Here is a 16100-nt window from a genome sequence, read left to right as displayed (position 1 = left end):
CGACGCGAATGGCGGCGGGTTCACCCCGCCGCGATTTCCGCGCTTGCCTCGATGCGCTCCATGTCGTCGTCCGACAGGCCGAAATGGTGGCCGATCTCGTGGATGAGGACGTGGGTGATGATGTCGCCGAGGGTTTCCTCGTTCTCCGCCCAGTAATCGAGGATCGGGCGGCGGTAGAGGGTGATGCGGTTGGGCATTTCGCCGGTCTCGACGGTGAAGCGCTCGCTGATGCCGCGGCCCTCGAACAGGCCGAGCAGGTCGAAGGGCGTTTCCAGCGCCATGTCTTCAAAGACGTCGTCGCTCGGGAATTCGGCGATCTCGATGATGAGGTTGCCCGTCAGCGCACGGAACTCTTCCGGCAGGTGGCCATAGGCCTCCAGCGCCAGGGATTCGAACGTGCTGATTGTCGGGGCATGGCGGTTGCGCCAATCCTCGGTCTGGTCAATGCGGGCCATAGGCTCTCCTTTGCCCGTCATATAGACGATTTCCAGCGTTTTTCGAGGGTCGAATTTGCATGAACCGCCTGCGTTCGGTGCGCGCGGACGCGTCACCCTGCTGGACGATTCGATCGCCCGGGATTTTCCGGAACGGTGTCCTTGCACGAAAGATCCGGCCTCGGCAGGCGTTTTGCAACAAAACGTGATCGGTCAGTTTGACGCACCTCGGGCGCGGCCTGCGGTCGGTTGACATGCAGTAACCGTATGAAAAGGCGATATTTTTAATCAAGATTAGAACGACTCTAAATTTATGAGTCAACAAGGCTGACCTGTTCATTCTTGACAACAAAGGTCCCCTTTTGCTTAATCCCGAAAACTCAGTACTTTGCGTATGACAGGCAAGACGAAATGCTGGTTTGCAGCTGCAACTTCATCACCGATAAGGAAATCGTTGACGTGATCAACAGCCTCCTCGACGAGGACTGTTGGCAGCTCATCGTGCCTGCAAAAGTCTATCACGCGATGCAGAAGCGCGGCCGTTGCTGCGGCTGTTTTCCCAATGTGGTGGACATCATCATCCGCACAACCGAGCAGTACCACGCCCGCCGTGACTCGACGGACGACGAGATATTTGATTTCATGACCCGCCTCAAACAATTCCATGAAGAAAACAGGAGAGCGGACCTTGAAAGGCGACACAAAAGTCATCGAGCAGCTTAACGAAGCGCTCTATCTCGAGCTGGGTGCTGTCAACCAGTACTGGCTGCATTACCGCCTGCTGGAGGACTGGGGTTACACGCTTCTCGCCAAGAAGGAGCGCGCCGAATCGATCGAAGAGATGCAGCATGCCGATAAGCTTGTCGCCCGCATCATCTTCCTCGAAGGCCACCCGAACCTCCAGACCGTCGCACCGCTGCGCATCGGCCAGAACGTCAAGGAAGTGCTGGAAGCCGACCTTGCCGGCGAATACGACGCCCGCGCGGCCTACAAGAAGTCGCGCGACATCTGTCACGCGGCCGGCGACTACGTCACCATGAAGCTGTTCGAAGAGCTGCTGATCGACGAGGAAGGCCATATCGACTTCCTGGAGACCCAGCTCGAACTGTTCGGCAAGCTCGGCGAGGAAAAGTACGGCCAGCTCAACGCCGCGCCGGCCAACGAAGCCGAATAAAGCTTTCTGCCTATCCCGAATGCGAAAATCCCCGGCTTTGCCGGGGATTTTTGTTTGTCAGGGGGCCAGATGCGCGAAGGTTTCGACGACTTCCTCGTAGACCTTGCGCTTGAAGGGCACGATCAACCCCGGCAGGTCGCGCATCGCCTTCCATTCCCAGGCGTCGAATTCGGCCTCGTGCCCGCCTGGCGGCGGGTTGATGGCGATCTCGCTCTCCTCGCCTTCGAAGCGGAAGGCGAACCAGCGCTGCGTCTGGCCGCGATACTTGCCCTTGAGGCCGATGCCGATGAGGTGCGGCGGCAGGTCGTAGTTGATCCAGCGGCCGGCATCGGCGAGCAGCGAGGCGCTTTTGATGCCGGTTTCCTCGTAGAGTTCGCGCCAGGCCGCTTCCAGCGGGTCCTCGTTCTTGTCGATGCCGCCCTGCGGCATCTGCCAGAGCTGCGGCGAGCCGTCGTATTCGGAATTGCCGACGGCAATGCGCCGGCCGGCCCAGACCTTGTTTTCGGCGTTCAGCACCATGATGCCGACACAGGGGCGGTAGGGCAGGTCCTCGGCCCGAACCACCTTGTGCTTTTCCTTGGCCATCGAAAGTTCCTATTTTCTGGCGGGAACGGTTGCGAGCGAGGCGACGCCGACGATCTCGATGCCGCGGGTTCCCGCTTCCTCGCACCATTTACGGATCGCGTCCACACTTTCATCGAAGGCCGAGGCGATGCCGATCGCCGTGCCGTTGCGCCGGGCGATGCGTTCCAGCTCGTCGAGCTTCTTCAGCACCGACGCCTCGGAGAGATCGGCATCGAGCTGGAGGTCGGCAAAGGCATGCGGCGCCTCGACGGCGCCCGCGAGTGTGCCCGACAGCGACTGCGCCGTGCTGCCGTCGTCGAGGAACAGCAGGCCGCGGCCGGCGATGTCGCGGATGACAGGCTCCAGCGCGTCGGCATCGGAGAGGAAGCGGCCGCCCATGAAGTTCACGATGCCGGTATAGTTGGTGATCTTCGCCATGGCGCGGTGCAGTTCGGCGAGATTTCCAGCTTCGCCGAGATCGGTGCGCAGCGTGTAGGGGCCGGGGTCGTTCTGCGGATAGTCGAAGGGCTCCAGCGGCATCTGCAGCAGAATCTCGTGGCCGTCGCGGCGCGCCTCCTGCATCCAGCGCGGCAGGCTGTTGCCGCTGGCGGCGAAGGCGAGCGTCACCTCGCCCGGCAGTTCGCGGATCGCGCGCTGCGTGCCCGTCTGGCTGAGGCCCAGCCCGCCGACGACGATGGCGATGCGCGTGCCGCGCGCGCCGGACCAGGGTCGTGCATATTGATCCATCGGCCGCGTGCCGTCGAGGCCGACGACGGGGATCTTGCCGTCCGGGGTCTCTTCCAGCAGGTCTTCGTTCGGGAAGGCTGCCGTGCGGGAATCCTGACCGATCCGGTTCGCCTCGATAATGAGCGGGCCGGTGCCGTCGCGCGTGCCGGGCGAATATTTGCGTACGACATTACCGTTGTCGGTCCGGGTTTCCTCGACGCGGGCGCCGGAAAGGCCATTCGCGCGGCGCACGCCGTCGCCGGCTTCCGCGGTCTTATGGTCGGTCTTGTCGCCGGTCGGTGTCTGGGAGGAGGCGTCTTCAACTGGCTCCGCAAGCGGTGCGGTGCGCAGGCCGCTCGGCGCGAGCGCGGTCCAGCCGGAAAAGCCGAGCATGCCGGCAACTGCGAGTGTGAACACGACGTTGCGCGCGGGGAACCGTGACGGTCCCGACGGTCCGGGCCTTGCCTTGCGGTCCTGGCCGAGCGGTGCGTGAATGTCTGTGCCCAAGGTCAGTCCGTGCCGGCCGGAAGGAAAACGGGGCCCGTGCGGTCACGGGCCCCGTGCAGGTCGTTTACTTCTTCAGTTCGGCCTTTTCCGGATTGGCTGGGAAGGACGGGTCGGTCTTCTGGCCGCGCAGCAGTTCCAGCGCATACTGAAGCTGCAGGTCGTCCTTGGCTTCCGGCGGCACATAGGCCGAGGAGCCGGAGCCGGATTCCGTCTCGCTCTGGCCCTGAATGTGGCCGCGCAGGTTCGATTCGCCGGCGGCTTCCAGCTTGCCCTGAAGCTCGGCCGGCAGCGGCTGTTCGACCGTGATGTCAGGCGTGATGCCCGTGCCCTGGATCGATTTGCCCGACGGCGTGTAGTAGAGCGCCGTGGTCAGGCGCAGCGCGCCGGCATCGCCCATCGGGATGATGGTCTGCACCGAGCCCTTGCCGAAGGACCGCGTGCCGAGCACGGTGGCGCGGCGCAGATCCTGCAGCGCGCCGGCGACGATTTCGGAGGCCGAGGCCGAGCCGCCATTGACCATGACGATCACCGGCTTGCCGTCGACGATGTCGCCCGGCGTCGCGTTGAAGCGGCGCGTCTCGTCCTCGTTGCGCCCGCGGGTCGAGACGACTTCGCCGCGCTCCAGGAAGGCGTCGGAGACGTTGATCGCCTGGTCGAGCAAGCCGCCCGGATTGAGGCGCAGGTCGAGCACGTAGCCCTTCAGCTTGTCGGCCGGAACCTCTTCCTTGATCTTGGTGATCGCGGCTTCCAAGTCGTCATAGGTCTTTTCCGTGAAGGAGATGACGCGCAGATACCCGACATCGCCCTCGACGCGCGACTTGACCGCCTTCACGGCGATGATGTCGCGCATGATGGTCAGCTCGATCGGCTTGTCGGCGCCCTTGCGGATGAGCGTCAGCTTGATCGGCGTGTTGACCGCGCCGCGCATCTTCTCGACCGCTTCCTCCAGCTTCAGGCCGCGCACGTCAGCACCGTCGATCTTCGCGATGAAGTCGCCGGCAAGGACGCCCGCGCGGGCGGCCGGCGTGTCGTCGATCGGCGTGATGACCTTGACGAGCTCGTCCTCCATCGTGACCTCGATGCCGAGGCCGCCGAACTCGCCGCGCGTCTGGGTGCGCATGTCCTCGGCGTCCTTCGCATTCATGTAGGAGGAATGCGGGTCGAGCGAGGTGAGCATGCCGTTGATGGCATTCTCGATGAGCTGGTCTTCCTTCGGCGGCGTCACATATTGCGCGCGCACGCGTTCGAAGACGTCGCCGAAGATGGAAAGCTCGCGATAGGTCGACGAGCCGGCGGCTTCGGCAGGCAGCGTTACCGTGTTGATGACGCTCATGGCCGTGGCACCCATGAGTGCACCGACAATAACAAGTGAAGCCCTACGTATCATTGCGTGCCTTTCCAGAATTTTTTGCGGACCACCACGGCCGGGAATCAACCGGTTTTCCGTTCTTTCGGAATTCAATGTAAAGTGTCGGCTTGTCCGTTTCCAGCGTCAAAGCGTTGACACTCACGACCCTTTTTTCGCCCATCACGGCGAGCGGTTCTCCCGCCACGACGAACTGACCCTCCCGCACGCTCACCTTGTCCATGCCGGCGAGGACGAGATGGTAGCCCTCCCCCGCATTCAGGATGATCATGCGTCCGTAGCTGCGGAACGTTCCGGCAAAGACGATCCATCCGTCCGACGGTGCCGTCACGAGCGCGCCCGGATTGGCCGCGAGCGTCAGCCCCTGCGAATCATGGCCGGTGCCGTCCGCTTCGCCGAACTGGCGCAGCACGTCGCCCGCCACGGGAAAGTCGAGTTTTGCCTGCAGCTCCTGGAATTCATATGCCGGAGCAATGCGGTTTTTGTCGGGCATCGAATCGCGCGCGAGCGCCCTCGCCTTCTCGCGCTCTGCCTCGCTCTGGCTGCGCCGTTCCTCTTCCTTGGCGCGGGCGAGCGCGGCGGCGTCGCGCACCGAGCCGATCTCGCGCTCGAGGCTGCCGATCAGGCCTTCCAGGCTGGTCGCCCGGCCGGCGAGCTCTTCGGCGCGGCGGCGCTCGGCGGCGAGCGTCCGGCTGTTGGTCTCGGCCAGCGCCTCGTTCTCGGCGACCAGGAGTTCGGTGCGCTTCTCCGCCTCGATGCGCACCTGCATGATGTCGGTCAGCTCGGTCTTTTCCCGGTCGATGTCGCTCTTGATGTCCATCAGCGAGGCGAGGTCGTCGACGAGCGCATCGGTTTCCTTGCGGATTCCCGGCACGACGGCGCCGAGCAGGATGGCGCTGCGTACGGAGGACAAGGCGTCCTCGGGCGTTACCAGCAGGGCCGGCGGCGGGTTTCGGCCCATGCGCTGCAGCGCGGCGAGCACTTCCGCGAGCAGGCCGCGGCGCTCGTGCAGCGAGGCGCGTACGCCCGCCTCCTCCTCGCGCATGCCCTCCAGCCGCTTTTCGCCGGCGAGGATCTTCTCCTCCATCTCCTTGCGCAGAGCGGCCGATTTGACGATCTCGTCGCGCAAGGTCTGCCGCGACTTTTCGAGATTGGCGATCTCGGCTTCGAGCTGCTTCGTCTTCTCGTCGGAGACGGTGATGGTCTGGGAGAGCGCTTCCAGCTCCCGCCGCGTGCTGTCGCGGCGCAGCGCGAGGGCGGCGGCCGGGTCGGGCTCGGCCCTCGGCAGCGAGCCGGTCTTTTCCAGCGTGACGGCCGCCTCGTTCGGCTCGGCGGCAAGGGGATGGGGAAGGAGCGCCAGGGACAGCAGCGCAGCCGCGAGCAAGGCCGGCCGCAGCAGGCGGCTGACACCATCACCCGGATTGGCTGTGCCGGTCTTCCTCATCGTTCCCCGAACGTCCGTTGTTCCCGCTCTATGCTGATTTGGCGATTTCGCCAAGGAATCAGTTGCTCAGGAAACAGCGCCAAAAATACGGCCTCGGCAATCCTGCGCCTTCAGCCTTGCGCGGCGGTGACGCTTGGAGCATTTCCGTTTGCTGGATTGCTTAGCTACGATGATAGGGATGGCCCGAGAGGATCGTCACGGCGCGGTAGAGCTGTTCGGCCAGGAGGATGCGCACGAGCTGGTGTGGCCAAGTGAGCTTTCCAAGGCAGAGCGTGGCGTTGGCGCGCTCGTAGAGCGCGGGATCGAGCCCGTCGGCACCGCCGATGGCGATCATCAGGTCGCGCTTGCCGGCATCGCGAAAGCCGGCGACAAGGTCGGCAAAACCGGGCGAATCGAGCGATTTGCCGCGCTCGTCGAGCAGGATCAGCACGGCGCCGTCGGGCAGCGCCTTTTCCAGCATCGCCGCTTCCTCGCGCTTTCGCGTCTCGGCATTGCCGGCCCGGCTTTCGCCGACTTCGGCAAGCTTTCCGAGTTCCAGGCCGATGGCGGGACCGGCCTTGGCGAAACGGTCCAGGTAGCGGGCCGCAAGTTCCTTCTCAGGGCCGGCCTTCAGCCGTCCAACCGCGAAAAGTCCAACCCGCATCGCCCAAGCCCTGTCCGTTTCGGGAGCGCTCAAGCCGCGCTCGCCTTGCCTCGCCGGACAGGTGCCCGGCATTCGTTCAGTGAACCGTACCGTCTTCGATCTCGGGAGCCGCCCACATCCGTTCGATGTTGTAGAACTCCCGGATTTCCGGCCGGAACACATGGATGATGATATCGCCCGTGTCGATCAGCACCCAGTCGCCCGCCTCCAGGCCCTCGACGCGGGCATTGCCCAGGCCTTCGTCCTTGAGATCGGAGATGAGGTGATCGGCAATCGCCATGACATGACGGCTGGAGCGTCCGGACACGACCACCATGTAGTCGCCCAGCGCCGATTTACCGGCAATGTCGATAGTGACGATATCTTCTGCCTTCGAGTCCTCGAGGCTTGCGAGGACCAGTTGAAGGGCCCGGTCGGCGGCATCGTCGCCCCGTCCCGCGCTCTTGGAGAAAACGCCGATGACGTTTCCCTTTGCGTGCATTGTTGTCAGGTTCGTTCCTTTCCGCATAACAAAACAGCACGTCCCGTACCGGCTAAACGCGCCGGCACCTACTAAATGTAGGCACCAATGGGTACCAGTTTCAAGACGTCACTTCTGAGGGATGGTTTTCTCTAGGGTTGCGCCCGTGCGCAGCGCCGTGGAACTGAGCGGAGAACGCGGCCCGTGGATGAAGGTCCAGGCCGGTGCGGGGCGGCCCGGCAGCGACATCGCGTCCTCCTCGTCGACCCGGGCATAGTCGAAGGTCTTGGCCATGCGCGAGGAGAGGTAGGAGAGCGTCGAACCCGGCCGATCGATGACGGCGATGGGGAAGGTGCAGGCGATCTTCTGCCAGTTCTGCCATTTGTGGAAGGTGCGCAGATTGTCCGCGCCCATGATCCAGACGAAGTTGACGCCGCGGTTCAGCGCCTGCACGCGCTCCAGCGTCTTTGCCGTATAGCTCTGGCCGAGCCGCTTCTCGAAGGCGGTGACTTTGACGCGCGGGCCGGGCGCCAGCGCCTCGCTGAGACGGATGCGCTCTGCGAGCGGCGCAAGCTCCCGGTGGCTCTTCAGCGGGTTGCCCGGCGTCACCATCCACCAGAGCTGGTCGAGGCCGAGGCGGCGCAGGGCGATTTCCGCGACGAGCGCGTGGCCCTCGTGCGGCGGGTTGAAGGAACCGCCGAACAGGCCCACCGCCATGCCCTTCTCGACATGCGGCATCCTCAGATAGCGTTCTGCGATCCCGTCCGCTGCCGTCACTTCAGGGCCGCACCTGTCCGGTGCCGCGCACCCGGTATTTGAAGGAGGTGAGCTGCTCGACGCCGACGGGGCCGCGCGCATGCATCTTGCCCGTCGCGATGCCGATCTCGCCGCCCATGCCGAACTCGCCGCCATCGGCGAATTGCGTGGAGGCGTTGTGCAGCAGGATCGCCGAATCGATCTCGGTGAAGAAGCGCTCGACCACGGCCGGATCCTCGGCGACGACGGCTTCCGTATGGGCGGAGGACCAGCGGTTGATGTGTCCGATGGCGCCGGAAATGCCATCGACCAGCGAGACCGACAGGATGGCGTCGAGATATTCCGTCGACCAGTCCGTTTCCGTTGCCGCGACGAGGCCTGGAATGCGGGCGCGGATTTCGTCGGTCGCGCGCACTTCGCAGCCGGCGGCGAGCAAGCCCTCGACCAGCGGCGCCAGATGGCTTTCGGCCGCGGCGCGGTCGATCAGCAGCGTCTCCATCGAGCCGCAGATGCCGGTGCGGCGCATCTTCGCGTTGACGGCGATCTTCCTCGCCATGTCGAGATCGGCGGATTTGTCCACGTAGATATGGCAGAGCCCTTCGAGATGGGCGAAGACCGGCACGCGCGCTTCGCTCTGCACGCGGGCGACGAGGCTCTTGCCGCCGCGCGGCACGATGACGTCGATGGTGCCGCCAAGGCCGGACAGCATGGCGCCGACCGCGGCGCGGTCGGTCACCGGCACATATTGGATCGCATGCTCTGGAAGGCCCGCCGCCTTGAGGCCGGCGACGAGGCAGGAATGGATAGCCTGCGATGAATTCGCGCTGTCCGAACCGCCGCGCAGGATCACGGCATTGCCGGCCTTCAGGCACAGCGCGCCCGCATCCGCCGTCACGTTCGGGCGGCTCTCGTAGATCACGCCGATGACGCCGAGCGGCGTGCGCACGCGCTCGATGTGCAGGCCGTTCGGCCTGTCCCATTCGGCGATGACGTCGCCCACCGGATCCTTAAGATCAGCGATATCGCGGATCGCCGCGGCGATGCCCTCGATGCGCTCCGGCGTCAGCGTCAGCCGGTCGATGAAGGAGGCGGCGACGCCGCTTTGCCTCGCATTGGCAAGGTCGATGGCATTGGCGGCGAGAATGGCGTCACGGTTGGCGAAGATTTCGGCGGCCATGGCTTCGAGCGCGCTGTTCTTCTGCTCCGCCGCGGCGATGGCGAGCGGGCGGGCGGCGGCGCGGGCATTGCGGCCGATTTCGGCCATCAGGCTGTCGATGTCGGTCTTCACCTGGTCAAGCATGGCTCAAATCCTTCCCTGCCTCCGCGGCCGATGCCGCAAGGCCGGTCACCACGAGATCGTCCCGGTGCACCATCGCCGCGCGGCCGGCATAGCCGAGGATGGCAGCGATATCCGCCGATTTCTTGCCGACGATCAGCCGCGCCTCGTCGGCATCGTAGCCGGCAAGGCCACGGGCGATCTCGCGGCCATTGGCGCCGTAGATCGACACGGTATCACCGCGCGAAAAGGTGCCCCAGACGCCGCGCACGCCGGCGGGCAGCAGGCTTTTGCCCGAGGTCAGCGCCGTTTCCGCGCCGGCATCGATCTCCAGCCGGCCGGCCGGCTGCAACTGCCCGGCGATCCATGTCTTGCGGGCCGTTACCGGCGACCCCGACGGCGCGAACCAGGAGGAACGGGCGCCGTCCTCGACGGCGCGCAGCGGATGGTCGACCTTGCCGGAGGCGATGATCATGGCGCAGCCGGCGGCCGTCGCGATCTTGCCGGCATCGATCTTGGTGCGCATGCCGCCGCGCGACAGTTCCGAGGCCGCTCCGCCCGCCATGGCCTCGATCTCCGGCGTGATCGCGTCGATCGTTTCGAGGAAGCGTGCCTCGGGATCGAGATGCGGCGGGGCGGTATAGAGCCCGTCGATATCGGACAGCAGGACCAGCAGGTCGGCGCCCGTCATGGTGGCGACGCGGGCGGCCAGCCGGTCGTTGTCGCCGTAGCGGATTTCCGTCGTCGCGACCGTGTCGTTCTCGTTGATGATCGGCACCGCGCCGAGCTTCAGCAACTGGTTGATCGTGGCGCGGGCGTTGAGATAGCGGCGGCGCTCTTCCGTGTCGCCAAGCGTCAGCAGGATCTGGCCGGCGACGATGCCGTCCGCCGAAAGGCTTTCCGACCAGGCGCGGGCAAGCGCGATCTGGCCCACGGCCGCTGCCGCCTGGCTTTCCTCCAGCTTCAGCGCGCCCGAGGGTACCTTCAGCACGGAGCGGCCGAGCGCGATGGCGCCGGAGGAGACGACGAGCACTTCGGTGCCGCCGGCCCGAAGCGCCGCGATGTCGCTGCACATGGCGTCGAGCCAGGCCTTCTTGAGCCCGCTCGCCCGGTCGACGAGCAGCGCCGAGCCGATCTTGATCACAATCCGGCGGTATTTTCCGAGCGGTTTGCGGTGTTTCGTCATCTCAGTCGTCGGATCCGGTGTATTTCGCTTGGACGATGATGTCGCGCAGCGCGCGCAGCGTGCCGGTCATGCCGACATTGGCGACGGCGGAAAGTTGCAGCGGCGTCTGGCCGCAGGCCTTCGCCAGCGCCTTGGACTTCTTCTTCAACTCCTCCTCGTCGAGCACGTCGATCTGCGACAGCGCGACGATCTCCGGCTTGTCGGTGATGCCGCCGCCGTAGGCTTCCAGCTCACGCTTCACCGTCTTGTAAGCCTTGGCGACGTCCTCCTCCTGCGCGGAGACGAGGTGCAGCAGCACGCGGGTGCGCTCGACATGGCCGAGGAAGCGGTCGCCGAGCCCGATGCCGTCATGCGCGCCCTCGATGAGGCCCGGAATGTCGGCGAGGATGAATTCCGCCCCGTCGATCGTCGCGACGCCGAGGTTCGGGTGCAGCGTGGTGAAGGGATAGTTGGCGATCTTCGGCCGGGCGCGGGTGCAGGTTGCAAGGAAGGTCGATTTGCCGGCATTCGGCAGGCCGACGAGGCCGGCATCGGCGATCAGCTTCAGCCGCAGCCAGATGGTCTTCTCGTCGCCTTCGAGGCCCGGATTGGCCCAGTTCGGCGCCTGGTTGGTCGAGGTCTTGAAATGCGCGTTGCCGAAGCCGCCATTGCCGCCGGCGGCCAGCTTGAAGCGCTGGCCTTCCGTCACCATGTCGACGATCAGCGTCTCGTTGTCTTCCTCGAAGATCTGCGTGCCGACCGGCACCTTCAGCGTCACGCTGGCGCCGTTCGCGCCGGTGCGGTTGCGGCCCATGCCGTGCGTGCCGGTCGAGGCCTTGAAATGCTGCTGGAAGCGGAAGTCGATCAGCGTGTTGAGGCCGTTGACGGCCTCCACCCAGACATCGCCGCCGCGCCCGCCGTCGCCGCCGTCGGGCCCGCCGAATTCGACGAATTTTTCGCGGCGGAACGAGACAGCCCCTGCCCCACCGTCACCGGACCGGATATAGACTTTTGCTTCGTCCAGGAACTTCATCGGCTCGCCGTTCGCTTTACTCTGATCGTCATGGTCATTTTGCCGTCTTCGATATAGCCGCTTCCCGCAGAGGTCAAAGACTATCGTGAAATTCGTCAGCTACAACGTCCAGTATGGCATCGGTCTCGATGACCAGTTCGACCTGCCGCGCATCGTCTCCTCGATCCACGGTGCCGATATCATCGCGCTGCAGGAAGTGACCCGCAACTTCCACCGCAACGGCAATGTGGACATGGTCGCGGAATTGCAGACCCTGCTCGCCAACCATTATTCCGTCTTCTGGCCGGCCTGCGACCTCGATGCTGGCTCGGCCATCGAGAAGGGCCGCGTGGTCAACCGCCGCTTTCAGTTCGGCAACATGATCTTCTCGCGCTGGCCCATCTTGTCTACCCGCCTTATCCCATTGCCGCGCACGCGAACCCTCGACAAGCTGAACCTGCAGCGCGGGGCGACGGAGGCGGTCATCGCGACGCCGGGCGGGCCGATCCGCGTCTATTCCGTCCATCTCGACCATGTCCACCGCGACGAGCGCATCGCGCAGATCCGCTATCTCAAGGACCGTGCCCGGCTTTACGGCGTGGAGGGCGGGGCGATTTCCGGCGCGCACGAATTCGGCCTCGCCGAACCGCCGGCGCCGGAGGATTACGTGCTGATGGGCGATTTCAACATGGTGCCTGAATCGCCGGAATATTGCGAAATGGTCGGCGGCGTGGATGCGCTCTACGGACGGCAGATCCGCGCGACCAACCCGGTGGACGCGATCGCCGGCCTCGGCAAGCGCCATGCCGCGAGCTTCAGCTGGATCAACCCGAAGAACCATGCCGACCGCCTCTTCCTCGACTATTGTTTCCTCAGCCATGGCCTGGTGGAGCGGCTGAAGGATGCCTGGATCGACGAGACCGCCTTCGGCTCCGACCATATGCCTGCCTGGTTCGAGCTTTCCTGACGAGGGAAGGCGGGGCGGATTTCTCCGCCCCGTCTGTCGCTTACCGCCGGGGCGCCGCCGGGCGGAAATCGCCCGGCTCCAGCCGCGTCTCGATATGGGGAACCATCGCCCCGCGCGCCACGCAGAACAGGTCGCTGCATCCGGTGACGCGGAAGCCCGCCTTTTCCTGCACTTTCAGCGAGGCGAGGTTGTCGGCAAAGATGCCGGAATGGACTTCCGTTCCCGGCATGCGCATCAGGAAACGCGCCAGCGCCGCATGCACCGCCTCGCTCATATAGCCGCGCCGCCAGTAGAAGCGGTTCAGCCAGTAGCCGAGGTGCCATGCGCCGCCGCGCCGCTCGAAGGCGACGCAGCCGATATGCACGTCGTCCCCGGCGGTGATGGCGAAGGCCCAGTCCTCGGCAAGATCGCTGGTGGCTACGGCAAGCCATTCGGCCGCATCTTGCCGGTCATAGGGCGCGGGCACCCGCGCCAGCATGCGCGAGACCTCGAAATCGCCCAGCGACTGGGCGATGGCGTCGGCATCGGACATGCGGTGCGGGCGCAGCACGAGGCGCGCTGTCGGGATGGTCGGGCAGGGCCCGGGTCCAACGACGTGCTCGCGTTCCATCGGGGTCTGCATGGCGTTCATCGCATGCCTCCCCAGCTCTTCAGCGAAACCCAGGTCTTGCGGTCGAGCCTGTACCATTCGACAGGCACCATGCCGCCGACGGCAAGGCTCTGCACCATGCCGGTTGCCTGGAACTGGAAGCCGCACTTCTGGATGACCCGGCGCGAGGGAATGTTCATGACCCGGCAGCGCGCATCGATCTGCTCGACGTCGCGGGTGCGGAAGACCATGTCGATCAGCGCGTGGGCCGCCTCGGTGACATAGCCCTGGTTCCAGTAGGGCTCGCCCAGCCAGTAACCGAGCTCGACCGTGCGTCCGTCCTCGTGCGGCTCGATCCCGCAGCAGCCGAGGAAGGCGCCGTTGTCGGCTTTCGTAATGGCATAGACGCACTTGCCAATCGCGCCGGCGCGTGTGCGTCGCACGAAATCGGCGGCATCCGCCACCGTGTAGGGGTGGGGCATGCGGGCGACCATGTTGGCGATGTTGGCGTTGTTGGCGAGATGGGCAAGGGCGTCGATGTCGTCTTCGTGCGGGGCTCTCATGACGAGCCGCGGTGACAGCAAGATCGGGCAATCGGTCCTTGGCCGGTCAGGCCTCAGCCTTTCCTTGGGAGACCGTGATTGGTCTTCCCTCAACAATTCGGTTTGCATGGTTTCAGTCCTCCAGAACGAAAAAAGAGAGATAAGGTCTTGCCCCATCTCCCTTTTTTCTTCAGGCCTGAAACCTGTAGCGTCAGCCGGGTCGATGAGACGCCGGCTGTTTTAGAGCGCTACCGGCTTATTCCGCTGCTTCCGCTTTCGGGGCTACAGACACGTAAATGCGACCGTTGGCCTTCGTACGGAAATTCACATTGCCAGCTGTAAGGGCGAAGATCGTGTGATCCTTGCCGAGGCCGACATTGGCACCGGGATGCCACTGCGTGCCGCGCTGACGGACGATGATGTTGCCTGCGAGGACGGCTTCGCCGCCAAACTTCTTCACGCCAAGGCGCTTGGACTCGGAATCGCGACCGTTGCGCGAGGAGCCGCCAGCTTTTTTGTGTGCCATGGGAGTTCTCCTTTACCTGTCCGGATTATTCGGCTGCAGCTTCGGCAGCGGCTTCAGACTTCTTGGAAGCCTTCTTTGCCTTGCCGGCGGCGGCGATGTCGAGAATGCGGACGGTCGTGTTGTGCTGACGATGGCCGCGCGAACGCTTCGAGTTCTGGCGACGACGCTTCTTGAAGGCGATGACCTTCTTGGCGCGGCCATGCTCGACGACTTCCGCGGTGACGATGGCGCCTTCGACGAAGGGCGCACCGATCGTCGCATCGGCGCCGACGCCGACCATCAGCACTTCGGTGAATTCGATCTTCGCGCCAGCGTCGCCCGACAGCTTTTCGATCGTCAGGACGTCATTGGCGGCCACGCGGTACTGCTTACCGCCGGTCTTGATGACTGCGAACATTTTATATCCTTTCATGTTCGTGCCGGCTCTTTGCCCCGGAGGACACGGCCGTCTTTTTGTCAGTCGATAAAATGACGATGCATTGGCGCATCGCCGGCTCAATCGGTTCCGTCCAGCGCACCAGGCTTGCAAAAGCCAGGGATAAGCGGCACAAAGAACCTGCGTCGCGGCACGGGATGGACCTATGCCACTGCACCTTGCGCAATAGGCGAGCCCCTGGGAACTGTCAAGGGGATTTCCGTCACCGTTGCAATTAGATGCATATTCCGCCGGCTTGCCCTCTTGCAAGCCCGTCCGACACCCGCTATGTACCGCCCCGCGCTTAAGGGCGCCGACCGACTATGCGGAGAGGTGGCAGAGTGGTCGAATGCACCGCACTCGAAATGCGGCATACCTGCAAGGGTATCGTGGGTTCAAATCCCACCCTCTCCGCCATTATTTCCTAAACCCGAACTCCCGCTATTGCCGCCTTTCAGGCGCGCGCGCCGACGGCGCGGGCGAGGCCTTCGGTTACCGTCAGGGGCGGGCGCCAGGTCAGAGTTTGGCGGGTGAAGCTTGTCTCGAGTTCCAGTGAGGAGAGCAGGCGCTGGGCGAGCGTCGCCTTGCCCAGAAGCCTTGCGGTGCCCTCGAGCAAGGCAGCGGGGACGGGCAGGAGCCTTGCCGGGCGGCCCATGGCGGCGGCGGTGCGGCGCAGGAGCTCGGTCGTCGAGAGGTCCTCGCCGTCGGAGACGAGGAAGGTCCGGTTGGCGGCGGCGGGGTGGTCGATCGTCGTCAGGACGATATCGACGAGATTGTCGATGCCGACCAGGCTGCGCCGGTTGTGGATGGCGCCGAGGGGGAGGGGGATGCCTTTTTCCAGCCAGCCGACAAGGCTGGCGAAATTTCCCTTGGCGCCGGCGCCGTAGACGAGCGGCGGGCGGATGATCACCACCTCCATGCCGGTCTCGGCGGCGATCGCCTTCAAGCCTTCCTCCGCCTCCAGCTTGGACAGGGCATAGGCATTGTGCGGCGCGGGCCGGCTTTCATGGGTGAAGGGATGGCCGGGCGCGGTCTCGTTGCCCAGCACGCCGACCGACGAGAGGAAGATGAAGCGGCGCGTTCCCTTGCGCGCGAAGGCGCGGGCGAGAGCGAGCGGGTAGTCGGTGTTGGCGGCGCGGAAGGCGGCGGCCGGATTATCGCTCGCCTCGCGCAGGACATGCGCGCGGCCGGCGAGGTGGATGATGCAGTCGGCCTCCACGTCGCTTTCGGCAAGCCGGCTCGCCGGAACGAAGCCGTGGTCGGGAAAGGCGGGGATCGGGCTTCTGGCGGAGAGGATGAGCGGCCGCCCGGCCAGCCGGAGGGTCTTGGTCAGATGCGATCCAATGAAGCCCGAGGCGCCCGTCACGACCAGCATGCTTTTCTCCTTCGCCCGCCTTTTGCGCGCCTGCTTTAGCAAAGCTGCCCGCCGAAGGGAACGCGCCGTGCGGCGCCGAAGGCCCGCCGAACTGGCGGGGCGGGCGCGCCGGAGTGGACAAAAGGGCACGCTGCGCTTATCAGCGGGGCTTGGACGTTT

19 protein-coding genes and 1 tRNA gene are annotated in these 16100 nt (G+C 64.9%); 4 read left to right on the top strand and 16 right to left on the bottom strand.

Annotated elements, in window-relative coordinates; translation table 11 throughout:
• Nucleotides 1-20: 20 nt before the first annotated feature.
• Nucleotides 21-455: a metallopeptidase family protein gene (locus Q9316_RS18595; protein ID WP_306033044.1), complete on the bottom strand. Its 435-nt coding sequence runs from the start codon at nucleotides 453-455 to the stop codon at nucleotides 21-23.
• 390 nt (nucleotides 456-845) lie between these two features.
• Here Q9316_RS18595 and Q9316_RS18590 point away from each other — a divergent pair, with 390 nt between their 5' ends.
• Nucleotides 846-1157 (top strand): (2Fe-2S)-binding protein, encoded by a 312-nt coding sequence (locus Q9316_RS18590; protein WP_306033043.1) that lies wholly within the window; start codon nucleotides 846-848, stop codon nucleotides 1155-1157.
• A complete protein-coding gene (bfr, locus tag Q9316_RS18585; RefSeq protein WP_306033042.1) occupies nucleotides 1123-1608 on the top strand; it encodes a bacterioferritin in 486 nt (161 codons plus the stop codon). Before Q9316_RS18590 ends, bfr begins: the two co-directional genes overlap by 35 nt.
• A 57-nt stretch (nucleotides 1609-1665) precedes the next feature.
• Here the strand turns inward: bfr and Q9316_RS18580 are convergent, their stop codons facing one another.
• From Q9316_RS18580 to obgE, 10 genes are all read right to left on the bottom strand, one after another.
• A complete protein-coding gene (locus Q9316_RS18580; RefSeq protein ID WP_306033041.1) occupies nucleotides 1666-2193 on the bottom strand; it encodes an RNA pyrophosphohydrolase in 528 nt (175 codons plus the stop codon).
• A gap of 9 nt (nucleotides 2194-2202) precedes the next feature.
• On the bottom strand, nucleotides 2203-3405 hold the full coding sequence (locus Q9316_RS18575; protein WP_306033040.1) for a divergent polysaccharide deacetylase family protein: 1203 nt from the start codon (nucleotides 3403-3405) through the stop codon (nucleotides 2203-2205).
• Between the two features lie 64 nt (nucleotides 3406-3469).
• On the bottom strand, nucleotides 3470-4792 hold the full coding sequence (locus Q9316_RS18570; protein WP_306033039.1) for a S41 family peptidase: 1323 nt from the start codon (nucleotides 4790-4792) through the stop codon (nucleotides 3470-3472).
• Complete coding sequence (locus tag Q9316_RS18565) at nucleotides 4782-6215, bottom strand: murein hydrolase activator EnvC family protein (RefSeq protein ID WP_306033038.1); 1434 nt, start codon at nucleotides 6213-6215, stop codon at nucleotides 4782-4784. The genes Q9316_RS18570 and Q9316_RS18565 overlap by 11 nt, the downstream gene beginning before the upstream one ends.
• Before the next feature lie 160 nt (nucleotides 6216-6375).
• The gene (gene rlmH, locus Q9316_RS18560) at nucleotides 6376-6858 is read right to left on the bottom strand and encodes a 23S rRNA (pseudouridine(1915)-N(3))-methyltransferase RlmH (protein WP_306033037.1); all 483 of its coding nucleotides are present in this window, start codon (nucleotides 6856-6858) and stop codon (nucleotides 6376-6378) included.
• A gap of 76 nt (nucleotides 6859-6934) precedes the next feature.
• Nucleotides 6935-7366, bottom strand: coding sequence for a ribosome silencing factor (gene rsfS, locus Q9316_RS18555; protein WP_306033036.1), 432 nt, complete (start codon nucleotides 7364-7366; stop codon nucleotides 6935-6937).
• An 81-nt stretch (nucleotides 7367-7447) separates the two neighbouring features.
• Nucleotides 7448-8056 (bottom strand): nicotinate-nucleotide adenylyltransferase, encoded by a 609-nt coding sequence (locus Q9316_RS18550; RefSeq protein WP_306035356.1) that lies wholly within the window; start codon nucleotides 8054-8056, stop codon nucleotides 7448-7450.
• A 40-nt stretch (nucleotides 8057-8096) separates the two neighbouring features.
• Nucleotides 8097-9374, bottom strand: a complete 1278-nt coding sequence (locus Q9316_RS18545; protein WP_306033035.1) for a glutamate-5-semialdehyde dehydrogenase — start codon at nucleotides 9372-9374, stop codon at nucleotides 8097-8099.
• A complete protein-coding gene (proB, locus tag Q9316_RS18540) occupies nucleotides 9367-10536 on the bottom strand; it encodes a glutamate 5-kinase (protein ID WP_306033034.1) in 1170 nt (389 codons plus the stop codon). The genes Q9316_RS18545 and proB overlap by 8 nt, the downstream gene beginning before the upstream one ends.
• Before the next feature lies 1 nt (nucleotide 10537).
• Nucleotides 10538-11548 carry a GTPase ObgE gene (obgE, locus tag Q9316_RS18535; protein ID WP_306033033.1) on the bottom strand — a complete coding sequence of 337 codons (1011 nt, stop codon included), beginning with the start codon at nucleotides 11546-11548 and terminating at the stop codon, nucleotides 10538-10540.
• Between the two features lie 85 nt (nucleotides 11549-11633).
• On the opposite strand from obgE, the gene Q9316_RS18530 reads away from it, so the two are divergent.
• Nucleotides 11634-12494, top strand: coding sequence for an endonuclease/exonuclease/phosphatase family protein (locus Q9316_RS18530; protein ID WP_306033032.1), 861 nt, complete (start codon nucleotides 11634-11636; stop codon nucleotides 12492-12494).
• A gap of 40 nt (nucleotides 12495-12534) precedes the next feature.
• Here Q9316_RS18530 and Q9316_RS18525 read toward each other — a convergent pair whose 3' ends face one another.
• The 4 genes from Q9316_RS18525 to rplU form a co-directional block, all read right to left on the bottom strand.
• Nucleotides 12535-13125, bottom strand: a complete 591-nt coding sequence (locus Q9316_RS18525) for a GNAT family N-acetyltransferase (protein WP_306033031.1) — start codon at nucleotides 13123-13125, stop codon at nucleotides 12535-12537.
• On the bottom strand, nucleotides 13122-13754 hold the full coding sequence (locus Q9316_RS18520) for a GNAT family N-acetyltransferase (protein WP_306033030.1): 633 nt from the start codon (nucleotides 13752-13754) through the stop codon (nucleotides 13122-13124). Before Q9316_RS18520 ends, Q9316_RS18525 begins: the two co-directional genes overlap by 4 nt.
• Before the next feature lie 127 nt (nucleotides 13755-13881).
• Nucleotides 13882-14151, bottom strand: a complete 270-nt coding sequence (gene rpmA / locus Q9316_RS18515; RefSeq protein ID WP_306033029.1) for a 50S ribosomal protein L27 — start codon at nucleotides 14149-14151, stop codon at nucleotides 13882-13884.
• A gap of 25 nt (nucleotides 14152-14176) precedes the next feature.
• Nucleotides 14177-14548, bottom strand: coding sequence for a 50S ribosomal protein L21 (gene rplU / locus Q9316_RS18510; protein ID WP_306033028.1), 372 nt, complete (start codon nucleotides 14546-14548; stop codon nucleotides 14177-14179).
• A 345-nt stretch (nucleotides 14549-14893) separates the two neighbouring features.
• Here rplU and Q9316_RS18505 point away from each other — a divergent pair.
• Nucleotides 14894-14983: transfer RNA gene (locus Q9316_RS18505), tRNA-Ser, on the top strand.
• Between the two features lie 37 nt (nucleotides 14984-15020).
• Here the strand turns inward: Q9316_RS18505 and Q9316_RS18500 are convergent.
• Nucleotides 15021-15941, bottom strand: coding sequence for an NAD-dependent epimerase/dehydratase family protein (locus Q9316_RS18500; RefSeq protein WP_306033027.1), 921 nt, complete (start codon nucleotides 15939-15941; stop codon nucleotides 15021-15023).
• Nucleotides 15942-16100 lie beyond the last annotated feature (159 nt).

Origin of the sequence: Shinella zoogloeoides, from assembly GCF_030733845.1 — a bacterium.
In the GTDB taxonomy this organism is placed as follows: Bacteria; Pseudomonadota; Alphaproteobacteria; order Rhizobiales; family Rhizobiaceae; genus Shinella; species Shinella zoogloeoides_C.
The sequence above is the reverse complement of the archived record's forward strand: the minus strand, read 5'-3'. Positions and strand labels throughout refer to the sequence as shown.